Source organism: Rhodococcus sp. C-2, from assembly GCF_027854095.1.
GTDB classification, from domain to species: Bacteria; Actinomycetota; Actinomycetes; order Mycobacteriales; family Mycobacteriaceae; genus Rhodococcus_F; species Rhodococcus_F qingshengii.
In genome coordinates, this window is record NZ_JAQGFI010000001.1 from 323968 (window position 1) to 337539 (window position 13572).

General features: G+C 64.5%; 13 protein-coding genes. 1 reads left to right on the plus strand and 12 read right to left on the minus strand.

All coding sequences use genetic code 11. The features are described from left to right. Positions 1-30: 30 nt before the first annotated feature. From pyrF to PCS43_RS01375, 10 genes are all read right to left on the minus strand, one after another. On the minus strand, positions 31-852 hold the full coding sequence (pyrF, locus tag PCS43_RS01330; protein WP_007728008.1) for an orotidine-5'-phosphate decarboxylase: 822 nt from the start codon (positions 850-852) through the stop codon (positions 31-33). Then, the gene (carB, locus tag PCS43_RS01335) at positions 849-4205 is read right to left on the minus strand and encodes a carbamoyl-phosphate synthase large subunit (RefSeq protein WP_209908593.1); all 3357 of its coding nucleotides are present in this window, start codon (positions 4203-4205) and stop codon (positions 849-851) included. The genes pyrF and carB overlap by 4 nt, the downstream gene beginning before the upstream one ends. Continuing rightward, positions 4205-5380: a glutamine-hydrolyzing carbamoyl-phosphate synthase small subunit gene (gene carA, locus PCS43_RS01340; protein WP_007728009.1), complete on the minus strand. Its 1176-nt coding sequence runs from the start codon at positions 5378-5380 to the stop codon at positions 4205-4207. Before carA ends, carB begins: the two co-directional genes overlap by 1 nt. Beyond that, entirely contained in the window at positions 5377-5943 is a 567-nt protein-coding gene (locus PCS43_RS01345) for a PH-like domain-containing protein (protein WP_003944773.1), read from the minus strand. Before PCS43_RS01345 ends, carA begins: the two co-directional genes overlap by 4 nt. A 6-nt stretch (positions 5944-5949) precedes the next feature. After that, positions 5950-7287, minus strand: coding sequence for a dihydroorotase (locus PCS43_RS01350; protein ID WP_209908579.1), 1338 nt, complete (start codon positions 7285-7287; stop codon positions 5950-5952). Beyond that, the gene (locus tag PCS43_RS01355; RefSeq protein ID WP_003944883.1) at positions 7284-8228 is read right to left on the minus strand and encodes an aspartate carbamoyltransferase catalytic subunit; all 945 of its coding nucleotides are present in this window, start codon (positions 8226-8228) and stop codon (positions 7284-7286) included. The genes PCS43_RS01350 and PCS43_RS01355 overlap by 4 nt, the downstream gene beginning before the upstream one ends. Next, positions 8225-8866, minus strand: coding sequence for a bifunctional pyr operon transcriptional regulator/uracil phosphoribosyltransferase PyrR (gene pyrR, locus PCS43_RS01360; RefSeq protein WP_003944977.1), 642 nt, complete (start codon positions 8864-8866; stop codon positions 8225-8227). Before pyrR ends, PCS43_RS01355 begins: the two co-directional genes overlap by 4 nt. Positions 8867-9039: 173 nt before the next feature. Next, positions 9040-9537, minus strand: coding sequence for a transcription antitermination factor NusB (gene nusB, locus PCS43_RS01365; RefSeq protein WP_007728014.1), 498 nt, complete (start codon positions 9535-9537; stop codon positions 9040-9042). Beyond that, on the minus strand, positions 9538-10101 hold the full coding sequence (gene efp, locus PCS43_RS01370) for an elongation factor P (protein ID WP_003944958.1): 564 nt from the start codon (positions 10099-10101) through the stop codon (positions 9538-9540). It abuts the gene before it with no gap. 34 nt (positions 10102-10135) lie between these two features. Then, positions 10136-11230 carry a M24 family metallopeptidase gene (locus PCS43_RS01375; protein WP_003944812.1) on the minus strand — a complete coding sequence of 365 codons (1095 nt, stop codon included), beginning with the start codon at positions 11228-11230 and terminating at the stop codon, positions 10136-10138. A 111-nt stretch (positions 11231-11341) separates the two neighbouring features. On the opposite strand from PCS43_RS01375, the gene PCS43_RS01380 reads away from it, so the two are divergent. Continuing rightward, on the plus strand, positions 11342-11950 hold the full coding sequence (locus PCS43_RS01380; protein ID WP_019748369.1) for a B-4DMT family transporter: 609 nt from the start codon (positions 11342-11344) through the stop codon (positions 11948-11950). Between the two features lie 87 nt (positions 11951-12037). Here PCS43_RS01380 and aroQ read toward each other — a convergent pair whose 3' ends face one another. Beyond that, positions 12038-12466, minus strand: coding sequence for a type II 3-dehydroquinate dehydratase (gene aroQ, locus PCS43_RS01385; RefSeq protein ID WP_209908576.1), 429 nt, complete (start codon positions 12464-12466; stop codon positions 12038-12040). Continuing rightward, the gene (gene aroB, locus PCS43_RS01390) at positions 12463-13572 is read right to left on the minus strand and encodes a 3-dehydroquinate synthase (RefSeq protein WP_003944873.1); all 1110 of its coding nucleotides are present in this window, start codon (positions 13570-13572) and stop codon (positions 12463-12465) included. The genes aroQ and aroB overlap by 4 nt, the downstream gene beginning before the upstream one ends.

Here is a 13572-nt window from a genome sequence, read left to right on the forward strand (position 1 = left end):
GCTCGAACGAGCCTCGAGGTCACTCACGGATCAGTTCGCCAATGCGGCTTCGATCTCGTCTCGGTCACGCATTGCTGCCTCCCGAAGTGCCGATACCGAAGGACCATGCTTGAGCACCCCACGGGAAGTGTTCGGCAGCAGGAGCTCGGTCGATCCCGCGAAGATGTCTGCGAGATCCGCTGCCGTCGCACCCTGCGCGCCGAGTCCCGGAGCGAGAATCGGGCCGTTGAACTGCGACAGGTCCAGACCGTGGTCCCGAGTTGCACCGACCACCAGTCCGACGGTGTCACGGCCGTCGCCGTTCGCATCGACCGCAGCGTCGACGATCGACTGAGCCACGCTCACACCGTCAGTCGACGACTGTTGAAGTACGCCGCCTTCCGGATTGGAGGTTCGTGCCAGGACGAAGATCCCGCGGGCGTTCTGCCGTGCCAGTTCGAGTGTCGGAGTCAGCGCCCCGAATCCCAGGTACGGCGAAACGGTGACCGAGTCGGAGGCCAACGGCGAATCACCCAACCAGGCTTGCGCGTACGCGTCCATCGTCGAACCGATGTCACCGCGCTTGGCATCCGCGACGACCAGAGTTCCCGCATCACGAAGAACCGAGATGGTTCGCTCCAACACGGCGAAGCCGGCGCTGCCGTAAGCCTCGAAGAACGCGACCTGAGGTTTGACCAGTCCGACCTCACCGGTGAAGGCCTCGACGCAGATCTCGGCGAAAGTCTCGAGACCTTCGGCCGTACGCGGCAGTCCCCACGCGTCGAGAAGCGCGGGATGCGGGTCGATACCGACGCACAGCCGCCCCCGGTCCGCGATCGCGGACCGGAGACGCTGCCCCCAACTGTGACTCACGACTGCTGTGCCGGCTGACGAAGACCTGCGTGCAATTCCTGCAGGGAGTGAACTCCGATGTCGCCGCGAATGGCTGCTTCGATGCCCTGCACGGCAGCCGAGGCGCCCTGCACCGTCGTGATGCACGGGATGTTCGACGCAACCGCTGCGCTTCGGATCTCGTAGCCGTCGACACGCGGGCCGTTGTTGCCGTACGGCGTGTTGATGACCATGGCGACCTCGCCGCTGCGGATCTGGTCGACGATGGTCTCGGCACCGGCCGGAACATCTTCACCCGACTGCTTGTACACCTGCTTGCACTCGATACCGTTGCGCCGCAAAACATCTGCGGTTCCTTCGGTGGCAAGAATGGTGAATCCGAGGTCTGCCAGGCGCTTGACCGGGAAGATCAGCGAACGCTTGTCCTTGTTGGCGACCGAGACGAACACCGCGCCCGTGGTGGGCAACGAACCGTAGGCGGCAGTCTGCGACTTGGCAAAAGCCGTACCGAAGTCGAAGTCGATTCCCATGACTTCACCGGTGGACTTCATTTCCGGGCTGAGCAAGGTATCCACGCCGGTACCGTCGGCGCGGCGGAAGCGGTTGAACGGCAACACAGCTTCCTTGACCGCGATCGGTGCACCGGCCGGGGTGTTTCCGCCGTCGCCCTTCGCCGGCAGAATGCCGCTCGCACGCAGTTCCGCGATGGATTCGCCGAGCATGACGCGGGCGCATGCCTTGGCCAGCTGGACGGCTGTCGCCTTGGACACGAACGGAACCGTGCGGCTGGCGCGGGGATTTGCTTCCAGCACGTAAAGGATGTCGTCCTTGAGGGCGTACTGGACGTTGAGCAGGCCCTTGACTCCGATGCCCTTCGCGAGAGCCTCGGTGGAGCGGCGGACGTTCTCGAGATCCGCCCGGCCCAGAGTGATGGGCGGGAGCGCACACGCCGAGTCACCGGAGTGAATGCCGGCTTCCTCGATGTGCTCCATGACGCCGCCGAGGTACACCTCGGTGCCGTCACACAGAGCGTCGACGTCGATCTCGACCGCGTCTTCGAGGAAGCGGTCGACCAGGACCGGACGATCGTCGGAGATCTCCGTGGCGCGCGAGATGTAGTCGGCGAGGGAAGCCTCGTCGTAGACGATCTCCATGCCGCGACCACCGAGCACGTACGACGGACGCACCAGCACCGGGTAGCCGATGCCTGCTGCGATCTCGCGGGCGCCGTCGAACGTGGTGGCGGTACCGAACTTCGGTGCAGGCAGACCGGCTTCGGTGAGCACGCGACCGAATTCGCCGCGGTCCTCCGCCAGGTCGATGGCTGCGGGGCTGGTTCCCACGATGGGGACGCCGGCAGCTTCGAGACGCTTCGCCAGTCCGAGCGGGGTCTGGCCGCCGAGCTGGACGATGACGCCGGCAACGGTGCCCGACTGCGCCTCCGCGCGGTAGACCTCGAAGACGTCCTCGAACGTCAGCGGCTCGAAGTACAGGCGATCAGCGGTGTCGTAGTCCGTGGAGACGGTCTCGGGGTTGCAGTTGACCATGACGGTCTCGTACCCGGCCTCGGACAGCGTCTGCGCCGCGTGGACACACGAGTAGTCGAACTCGATGCCCTGACCGATGCGGTTGGGGCCGGATCCGAGGATCAGAACCTTGGGTCGCTCGGTCTGCGGAGCAACTTCGGACTCGGCCTCGGGATCGAGCTCGTAGGTCGAGTAGTGGTACGGCGTCTTGGCCTCGAACTCTGCGGCGCAGGTGTCGACGGTCTTGTAGACAGGGCGCACGCCCAGCTGATCACGCAGAGCGCGAACGGCGTCCTCACCTGCGTGCGTGTCACCACCGAGTTCGGGGCGCAGAGCCGCGATCTGGCGGTCCGAGATGCCGTGGTACTTGGCCTGACGCAGGGAAGCCTCGTCGAAAGACTCTGCAGCGCGCAACTTTTCACCGAGCTCGTGAATCTGCTGGAACTGGTCGAGGAACCACGGATCGATCTTGGTGGCGTCGAAGAGCTGCTCGACAGTTGCGCCGAGCGCGAATGCCTTCTCGATGCCGTACATGCGGCCGTCCTGCGGAACGCTCAGATCGGCGAGCAGTGCATCCAGGCTCTCCGTCTCGATGTCGGCGCCGGTCCAGTAACCCGCACGCTTGGTCTCGAGCGAACGCATGACCTTGCCGAAAGCCTCGGTGAAGTTGCGGCCGATGCTCATGGCCTCGCCCACCGACTTCATCGTGGTGGTCAGAGTTCCGTCGGCACCGGGGAACTTCTCGAAAGCGAACCGCGGAGCCTTGACGACGACGTAGTCGAGCGTCGGCTCGAAGCAAGCCGGGGTTTCCTTGGTGATGTCGTTGACGATCTCGTCGAGCGTGTAGCCGATGGCAAGCTTGGCCGCCATCTTCGCGATCGGGTAACCGGTCGCCTTCGACGCCAGAGCCGACGAGCGGGAGACACGCGGGTTCATCTCGATGACGACCAGGCGGCCGTCCTTCGGGTCCATCGCGAACTGGATGTTGCAGCCGCCGGTGTCGACGCCCACCTCACGCAGAATGTCGATGGAAAGGTCGCGCATCGCCTGGTACTCGCGGTCGGTCAGCGTCATCGCCGGGGCGACGGTGACCGAGTCTCCGGTGTGGACACCGACCGGGTCGACGTTCTCGATGGAGCAGACGATCACGACGTTGTCGCGACTGTCGCGCATGAGCTCGAGTTCGTATTCCTTCCAGCCGAGGATGGATTCCTCGATCAGGACGTTCGCCGTCGGCGACGCGGCCAGACCGCCACCGGCGATGCGGTTGAGATCGTCGGCGTCGTACGCCATGCCGGAACCGAGGCCGCCCATGGTGAAGGACGGACGCACGACAACCGGGTAGCCGAGTTCGGCGACCGTGGCGTGTACTTCGTCCATCGTGTAGCAAACTGCGGACTTCGCGGATTCGCCACCGACCTTGGCGACGATGTCCTTGAACTTCTGGCGATCCTCGCCGCGCTGGATGGCGTCGAAGTCGGCGCCGATCAGTTCGACGTCGTACTTCTCGAGGATGCCCTGCTCGTGCAGCGCCACTGCGGCGTTGAGCGCAGTCTGACCGCCGAGCGTCGCGAGGACGGCGTCGATCTTGTTGCCCTGCAAGGCTTCCTTGGCGATGACCTTCTCGAGGAACTCGGCCGTGATCGGCTCGACGTACGTGGCGTCGGCGAACTCGGGGTCCGTCATGATGGTGGCCGGGTTGGAGTTGACCAGGCTGACGCGCAGGCCCTCCTCCTGGAGGACGCGGCAGGCCTGGGTGCCCGAGTAGTCGAACTCGCAGGCCTGACCGATGACAATCGGACCGGAGCCGATTACCAGGATGTGCTTGAGATCTGTACGGCGTGGCATTAGTTCTTGACTCCGGTTTCTTTCCGTGCGGAGAGCAGGCTGGTGAAGCGGTCGAAGAGGTACGCGGCGTCGTGCGGGCCGGCTGCCGCCTCGGGGTGGTACTGCACCGAGAAGGCCGAATCGTCCAGCAGGCGAACACCTTCGACGGCTCCGTCGTTGGCGCAGGTGTGGCTGACCACCGCGCGGCCGAACGGGGTGTCGAATTCCTGACCGGCTTCGCCTTCGAGCGCGAAGCCGTGGTTCTGAGCGGTGATCGCGATGCGACCGGTCTGATGCTCGATCACCGGGATGTTGATTCCGCGGTGGCCGAACTTCATCTTGTAGGTGCTCAGGCCCAGGGCGCGGCCCAGGATCTGGTTGCCGAAGCAGATACCGAACAGCGGCAAGCCCTGTCCGATGACCTCTTTCGTGAGGTGGACTGCGCCGTCGGCGGTGGCTGGGTCACCGGGACCGTTGGAGAGGAACACTCCGTCGGCCTTCAGGTCGAGGATCTGTTCGAGACTCGCGTTGGACGGCAACACGTGGACGCGAATACCGCGCTCGGCGAACATGCGCGGGGTGTTGGTCTTGATACCGAGGTCGATGGCGGCAACCGTGTACAGCGCCTCCCCGCCCTTCGGCTCGACGACGTAGCCGCTGGTGGTGCTGACCTCACCGGCAAGATCGGCGCCGAGCATGGTCGGCTGATCCTGAACCCGTCGGACCAGTTCGTCATCGGCGGCGATGGCTTCACCGGAAAAAATTCCGGCCTTCATCGAACCGCGAGTACGCAGGTGGCGAACCAGGGCGCGGGTGTCGATCCCGGCGATTCCGACGATGCCCTGTTCTTCGAGCTTGGCCTGCAGCGAACCAGTTGCACGCCAGCTCGAGGTGACGCGCGAGGGGTCACGAACGACGTACCCGGCAACCCAGATCTTGGCGCCGGCACGCTCGCCGGTCGGTCCGACCGACTCGTCGTCTTCGTCGTTCCAGCCGGTGTTGCCGATCTGCGGTGCGGTGGAGACGACGATCTGGCGGTGGTAGCTGGGATCGGTGAGCGTTTCCTGGTAGCCGGTCATTCCGGTGCTGAACACCGCTTCGCCCAGGGTCTGTCCAACCGCACCGAAGGTGGTTCCGCGGAACACCCGTCCGTCTTCGAGGACCAGTACTGCGGGGCTGTTGTCAAAGCCGCTCATGCGTTCTTTCCGTTCTGCTCGATGTCGCCAGAGCTTGCGTCTTCGTTGTCATTCGTCTTGTTCGAAGCGGTCTTGTTCGAAGCAGTCACCGGCTTGACCCAGTCCGGATAAACCGTCTTGTCGTCACCGCGCACGCCCGTGTCGATCTCGGTTCCGCTCGGCAATTCCCAGCGAATCACCAGGACGCCGTCCTTGCTCATGACCTTGCCGGCAAGACCGTTCTCCGTGCGGATCGCGCGGATCGACTTCTCCGGAATCCAGATCGCCGACGCGCCGTCACGCTCGACCAGAATTCCGCCGCTGTAGCGGCTGATCTCGCAGGTGGCGCGGAAACCGAGGTCGCCGACGGCGATACGGTCCTGCCAACTGGGTGCGATGGTGCTGCCGACGTACAGGCCGGTGGTCGGCAGGACGAGCAGTTCACCCAGGGTTGCCGGTACCGTCGGCAGTTCGCCGATCTTGTCTTTCTGGCGTCGAGCGCGTCCACGCCAGCCGACGTACATCAGGCCGATCATCGCGACCCAGAAGATCGCCAGACCGATGATCCACAGTGCTCTGTCCATGACGCGCTACTCCTCGCTACTCCGCAGCCGCACATTCCCGTCGTGTGCGGTGATGCGGCCACGTAACAGTGTGGTCGTGACCCGAGCGGGCAATGTCATCGACTCGTACGGAGTGTTATGCGCGACACTCGCCAGGTCGGGACCGTGGACCGTCCACTCGGCCGACGGATCGACCAATGTCAGGTTCGCGGGCTCCCCCACCTCGATGGGACGGCCCTGATCGTCGAGGCCGACGATTGCCGCGGGGCGCTCGCTCATGACCCGGGCAACACCGCGCCAGTCCAACAGGCCGGGCTGGACCATCGTCTGCACGATGATCGAGAGTGCGGTCTCGAGGCCGAGCATTCCAGGGCGAGCGGCTGCGAACTCGCAGCACTTGTCCTGCTCGGCGTGCGGAGCATGGTCGGTCGCGACGCAGTCGATGATTCCCTCGGCCAGACCCTTGCGCAGCGCGGCAACGTCACTGGCCTCACGCAAGGGCGGGTTGACCTTGTTGATCGCGTCGTACGTCTCGAGCCGTGAATCGTCGAGGAGCAGGTGATGCGGGGTGACCTCGGCGGTGATCGAAATCCCTTGGCTGCGAGCCCACTTCACGAGTTCGACGGTTCCGGCGGTGGAGGCGTGGCAGATGTGAACGCGGGCGCCGGCGTCACGCGCGAGCAGTGCGTCGCGGGCCACGATCGATTCTTCGGCTGCTCGCGGCCACCCGGCCAGGCCGAGACGCGCGGCCGTGGGGCCCTCGTGGGCGACCGCACCGACGGTCAAACGCGGCTCTTCCGCGTGCTGGGCGATCAGGACGCCCAGTGAGCTGGAGTATTCGAGCGCGCGACGCATGATCAGTGGGTCGTAGACGCAGTGGCCGTCGTCGGAGAACATCTTGACCTTGCCGACGCCTGCGGCCATGGTCGCCATCTCGGCGAGTTGCTTGCCTTCCAGGCCCGCTGTGACTGCGCCGACGGGGTGGACGTCGACGAGGCCGACTTCCTGCCCGCGTCGCCAGACGTGATCGGTGATGACCACCGAATCGGCGACGGGTCTCGTGTTGGCCATCGCGAAGACCGCGGTGTATCCACCCAGAGCCGCTGCCGAGCTTCCGGTTTCGATGGTCTCGGTGTCTTCGCGGCCGGGCTCACGCAGATGTGTGTGCAGGTCCACGAAGCCGGGAAGCAGGATCTGCCCGCCGGCATCGATCACCTCGGATGCCGTGGCCGGATCGAGGTCCACGCCGATCTCGAGGATCGTGCCGTCGCCGACGAGTACGTCGGTGGGCTCACCTTCTCCGTAGATCAGGACTCCGCGGAGCAGGACACTCACGGGTGATTCTCCGTTCTCGTTTCTGGTCACAGCGCACCGTCCTCCGACCCGACCAGCAGTCGGAACAAGACAGCCATGCGCATGTGTACGCCGTTGGTAACCTGTTGCAGTACAGCAGTTTTGGAGGAATCGGCAACGGCGGATGCAATCTCCATGCCGCGCAGCATCGGGCCGGGGTGCAGGACCACCGCGTGATCGGCCAGCATCGCCAGCCGCTTCTCGGACAGGCCGTAGTTGATCGAGTACTCGCGCTGCGACGGGAAGAAGCCACCGTTCATGCGTTCGGCCTGAACCCGCAGCATCAGCACCGCGTCGAGTCCGGGCAGTTCCGCGTCGAGCGAATGCGAAACCGTGACCGGCCACGTGTGCGCACCGACCGGCAGCAGTGTCGGCGGCGCAACAAGAACAACCTCGGCACCGAGCATCGAGAGCAGCAGTGCGTTGGAGCGGGCGACACGGCTGTGCAGGATGTCGCCGACGATGGCGATCCGCTTGCCCTCGATGTCGCCGAGACGCTGGCGAAGGGTCAAAGCGTCGAGAAGCGCCTGAGTGGGGTGCTCGTGCGTGCCGTCACCTGCGTTGATGACTGCCGGGCCACCGTCGTCGGCCGCTCCGGTCCACTTTGCGATCTGGTGGGCGGCGCCCGAAGCCGGGTGGCGCACGATGAGTGCGTCGGCACCGGCCGCGCGCAGGGTCATCGCGGTATCGCGCAGGGATTCACCTTTGGACACCGAGGAACTGGATGCGCTGACATTGATGACGTCGGCACTCATCCATTTGCCTGCCACCTCGAAAGACACCCGGGTGCGCGTCGAGTTCTCGAAGAACACCGTCATGACCGTGCGTCCGCGCAGCGTCGGGAGCTTGCGTACCTCTCGTCCCAGAAGTGCCTGCTCGAACCGTTCTGCCTCGTCGAGAAGTTCTACCGCGGACTCACGATCGAGGTCCGCGATGGAAAGTAGGTGCTTCACGCGCTCTTACCCCCGGAGATGACTACCGCTTCCCTGCCGTCGTGCTCCTGGAGGAGAACCTTGACGTCCTCGGACCTCGCGGTCGGGACGTTCTTGCCGACGTAGTCGGCGCGCAGCGGGAGTTCGCGGTGACCACGATCCACGAGCACTGCGAGTTGGACCGCGCGGGGGCGGCCCAGATCGCGCAACGCGTCGAGTGCCGAGCGCACGGTGCGACCGGAGAAGAGGACGTCGTCCACGAGAACGACCAGCGCATTGTCGACGCCACCCTCGGGGACGGACGTGCGCTCGAGCGGGCGGTGCGGCTTGTTCCGGAGATCGTCGCGGTAGAGGGTGATGTCGAGAGATCCGATGGGAAGACGCACACCGGAGAATTCTTCGATCTTGGCGCGCAGTCGCGTGGCGAGGGTGGTTCCACGCGTCGGGATACCGATCAGGACCACACGAGGGGCAGTTCCCTCGGGTCCGTCGAGTGCGGTCTTCTCGATGATCTCGTGAGCGATCCGCGCGATGGTCCGGCCCACATCCTGGGCGGACAACAATTCGCGGGTTTCGCTACCTGCCTCGGCACCGACCGGCGCCTTCGAGTTACCTGGACCTGCAAGATCGGATGGGCGAGACCCTTCGGGCACGCTCATGCAGCGACCTCCTTCTCCGCCTCACTGGACGGATCGTTAAAGGATGTCTGACGGTCCCCACCCTATCAGCCGACAGACCTGATCCCGCCGTGCGAGCAGCGACTCCGACCGGTTGTGTGCAGACACACAACGCGCTCGGTGACACTCGCACGGCGGTGGTGGAACAAAACTTGCTACTCGGTACCCGAATCCGATTCCTGCGCGCGCTGGGAGGTCGCGGCCGCAGCCGATCGAACCTGCGGCGCAACGAGAACGACCTGGCCGAGGATTCCGTTGACGAATCCCGGAGAGTCGTCCGTCGAGAGCTGCTTCGCGAGTTCGACGGCCTCGTCCACGGCGACAACCGGCGGAACGTCCGTCGCGTGGAAGAGCTCCCACACGGCGATACGCAGAATCGCACGGTCGACGGCGGGCAGACGCTCGAGCGTCCAGTCCTGCAGATGCGAGGAGATGACCTGATCGATCCGGTCCAGATTCTCCGCAACGCCGGACACCAACGTGACGGTGTAGGCCGCGACGGGTGCTACCGCGTCGTCCTTGACGGACAGATCGGAACGCTCCGACGCCAGTGCGACCGGATCGAGGTCACGTGCCTCGGCTTCGAAGAGGAAGTCGACGGCACGCTTGCGCGCCTTGTGGCGTGCACCGAGTTTCTTATGTGTGCCGGACACTCAGGAATTCACACGCCCGAGGTAGTTGCCGTCACGAGAATCGACCTTGAGCTTGTCACCGGTGTTGATGAAGAGCGGGACGTTGATCTCGGCACCGGTCTCGAGGGTCGCAGGCTTGGTGCCGCCGGTGGAGCGGTCGCCCTGCAGGCCCGGATCGGTGTGCTTGACGACGAGCTCGACGGTGACCGGAAGCTCGACGAAGAGGGGAACGTCTTCGTGGGTCGCGACCTGGACTGCCATGTTCTCGAGCAGGAAACGCGACTGGTCGCCGACGGTGGATTCGCTGATCGACACCTGGTCGTAGGTGTCGCCGTCCATGAAGATGTAGTCGCTGCCGTCGTGGTACAGGTACGTCATGTCACGACGGTCGACCGTGGCGGTCTCGACCTTCACACCGGCGTTGAACGTCTTGTCCACTACCTTGCCCGAGAGCACGTTCTTGAGCTTGGTGCGCACGAAGGCAGGGCCCTTGCCGGGCTTGACGTGCTGGAACTCGATGATCGTCCACAGCTGGCCTTCGATCTGCAGAACCAGACCATTCTTGAAATCACTGGTGGAAGCCACTTGCTTCGCGTCTCCTAGGGGTCGGGAAACCGTCTCAGACGACGGTAAGGTCTTTTGCGGTCAGTGTGAGCAGCTCTGGCCCCTGCTCACGAACAACGAGCGTGTCCTCGATCCGTACACCTCCGCGCCCGGAGAAGTACACGCCCGGCTCGACGGTCACCGCCGCGCCGGAAAGAAGTGTACCGGTGCCGAGCTTGCCGATCCCCGGTGCTTCGTGGATTTCGAGCCCCACACCGTGGCCGAGGCCGTGCAGGAACAACTCGCCGTAGCCTGCATCGTCGATCACCGCACGGGCGACGGCGTCGACTGCCGCACATTCGACACCCGGCGCGAGCGCGTCGCAACCGGCAGCTTGCGAACGCGCGACGAGCTCGTAAATCTCCCGTTGCCAATCGGAAACGGACTCGAGCACGTAGGTCCGTGTCATGTCCGAGTGGTACCCACCGACCTGGGCGCCGAAGTCGAGTTTCACGAAGTCACCCGACGCCAGGATCGCGTCGGTCGGTCGGTGATGCGGAATCGCCGAGTTGGCGCCGGCCGCCACGATCGTCTCGAAGGAAATACCGTCCGCCCCGTTGTCGAGCATCAGATTTTCCAGCTCGCGGCCGACCTCTCGTTCCGTTCGGCCAGGTCGCAGACCGCCGCGAGCGATCAACTGCGCCAACGCGACATCGGCTGCGGTGCACGCGGCTCGCAACAACTCCACCTCGTACTCGTCCTTGACCATGCGCAATTGTTCGACGAGTCCACTCACCGGTTCGAACCGGATCTTCGGCGCTGCTTCGGTCCAAGCCCGATGTTCGGCGAACGTCGCCACATGTGACTCGAACGCGAGAACGGGCGCCGTGGACTTCTCGATCAAGTGCGCAGCACTCGAACGGGCGATTTCGGCCCGAAGGTCCGGCACCTGCTCTGACACCTGCGTCACGTAGCGGCCGTCGGTGCAGATCACCGTCTCACGCTCGTCGGACGCTGAATCGGATGCACTGACGACGAGCGCCGCATTGGAACCGGTGAAACCGGTGAGGTATCTGATGTTGAGGAGATCTGTGACGAGAATCGCGTCGAGTTCGCGCTCCGAGAGGAGGCGTCTGAGGGATTCACGGCGTGTTCTGAAGTCGACCGGCATCCCTCGAACCTACCGCCCGCGCAGACCTGCCGATCAACTCGAAACTCGCGGTTACAGCAATAAGTGTGGGTTAGGCCACAAGGTGTAATGGGTTCTAGTTAGGCTGTACCCATGAATGCGTGGTTGGTACGTGGCCTCGGCATGGCCCTGATACATGTTGTGTTTCGTGCGTTGCTCGGTGCAGCGATCGCACAGTGGCCACTTCAGGGGTCCACCCTGCGCTGGCTGTCCCTGTTGATCGTCATCGTCTTCGCCGCGATCTGGGGTGGTATCGACGGCATTCGTGACCGCCGGAATTTCCCCGAACCCGAGGACGGCGCCGATCTGACCATGCTGTGGCTCAAGGCCGCATTGGTCGGCGGGTTCGTCGCCGGCGCTGCCAGCTGGGCACTCAGCCTGGTCCCCTCCCTCGAACTCACCCAGCAGGGCTTGTTCTTCGAGGTGACCTCCGGTGCGGCGTTCACGATCCTTCTCATCTTCGTCCCCGCCATGATCGCCATCACCGTCGGACGCTTCTTCGTCAGCCGTGAACAGCGCAAGAACGGAACAGCTCCGCAGACCCCGTCCCACGAGCGTCACCACGAACCGGTGCCCGTCAGCGAGGGCTACGACTCCCCCACCGAGCAGCACGCATACAGCGGAGCCGCGATGTCCGTCGAGGAATCCGACGCCGATACCGCGGTCTTCCCGGCGATCGATCTGGGCAAGCGCGAGCAGTAACGCCCACCGTCCACACAACCGAATGCGGCCCCGAGGATATTTTCCTCGGGGCCGCATTCGTGTGGCTGTTTTTTCGACTTCCCTCGTTCAGCCTCGCTCGGCGAGGAACCTGATCGCCAGCGGATACGCGGCGACGCCGAGTCCGACGATCACTCCGATCGCAATCGGACTCAGGTAGGAGTGGTGCCGAAACTCTTCTCGCGCATGAACGTTCGAGATGTGCACCTCGACGAGACCTGCGGTCAGTTCGGCGCATGCATCTCGCAGGACCACCGACGTGTGCGTCAAGCCACCGGCATTGAGGATCACCGGTTCCCCCGCGTCCGCCGCGTCGTGGATCCAACCGAGCAGATCGCCTTCGTGATCGCTCTGACGGACGATCACCTCGACGCCGAGCTCCTTGCCTGCCGCGACACACAATTCGATCAGATCGTCGTGTGTGGTCGCGCCGTAGACCTCGGGCTGACGCTTACCCAGACGCCCCAGATTGGGTCCGTTGACGACGTTGATCCTCACAACAGGACCGTTCCGCCGGCCGGCCGCGCATCGCGGGCAATCGCGGAGTACGCCGCAACCAGCAGACTCGGATCCGGCCCCTCGAGGCGACCCGGCTTGGCCAGTCCGTCGAGGACCACGAAACGCAGCAGCCCGGCACGGTTCTTCTTGTCGGTCTGCATTCCCTTCATCAGATCGCCGAACGCATCACCGTCGTACGACGTCGGCAGCCCGACGAGATCGAGGATCGACTTGTGACGATCCGCGGTGGCGTCGTCGAGTCGGCCCGCGAGCCGTCCGAGTTCGGCAGCGAAGACCAGGCCGACGGAGACAGCGGCACCGTGGCGCCACTTGTAGCGCTCACGACGTTCGATCGCGTGGCCGAGGGTGTGGCCGTAGTTGAGGATTTCGCGCAGATCCGACTCGCGCAGATCCGCGGCCACGACCTTGGCCTTGACCTCTACGGAGCGCCGAATCAACTCGGGCAGAACAGTTCCCGACGGATCGAGAGCTGCCTTGGGATCGGCTTCGATGAGATCCAGGATCACCGGGTCGGCGATGAATCCGGTCTTGATGACCTCGGCCATGCCTGCAACGATCTCGTTGTGCGGCACAGTCTCGAGCGTCGCGAGATCGATGAACACCGCTCCCGGTTCGTGGAACGAACCGACGAGGTTCTTGCCCGCTTCGGTGTTGATACCGGTCTTGCCGCCCACTGCTGCGTCGACCATCGCGAGCAAGGTGGTGGGGACGTGAACTACCTTGACACCGCGCATCCACGTAGCCGCGACGAAGCCGGTGAGGTCGGTCGCCGCTCCCCCGCCCAAGCTCATGATCGCGTCGCTGCGAGTCAGGCCGATCCGGCCTAGCACGTCCCAGCAGAAGCCCGCGACAGCAAGATCCTTGCCGTCCTCGGCATCGGGGATCTCGATACGGTGGGCGTCGATTCCCTTCTCCGCCAACGCAGCCCGTACGGCCTCCGCGGTCTCTGCCAGCGGCGGCTGATGGAAGATCGCGACAGTGCGCGCGCCGTCGAACTCGGCAACGAGATCACCGAGCAGGCCGCGGCCGATCACGACCGGGTAAGGACTTGCGGTCTTCACCTCTACACGTACGGGTTCGGTCAC

Excerpts from the sequence above, each read along its gene's own strand:
- carB (WP_209908593.1), bottom strand. The coding sequence starts at position 4,205 with ATGCCACGCCGTACAGATCTCAAGCACATCCTGGTAATCGGCTCCGGT.
- carA (WP_007728009.1), bottom strand. The coding sequence starts at position 5,380 with ATGAGCGGCTTTGACAACAGCCCCGCAGTACTGGTCCTCGAAGACGGA.
- PCS43_RS01345 (WP_003944773.1), bottom strand. The coding sequence starts at position 5,943 with ATGGACAGAGCACTGTGGATCATCGGTCTGGCGATCTTCTGGGTCGCG.
- pyrR (WP_003944977.1), bottom strand. The coding sequence starts at position 8,866 with ATGAGCGTGCCCGAAGGGTCTCGCCCATCCGATCTTGCAGGTCCAGGT.
- PCS43_RS01375 (WP_003944812.1), bottom strand. The coding sequence starts at position 11,230 with ATGCCGGTCGACTTCAGAACACGCCGTGAATCCCTCAGACGCCTCCTC.
- PCS43_RS01380 (WP_019748369.1), top strand. The coding sequence starts at position 11,342 with ATGAATGCGTGGTTGGTACGTGGCCTCGGCATGGCCCTGATACATGTT.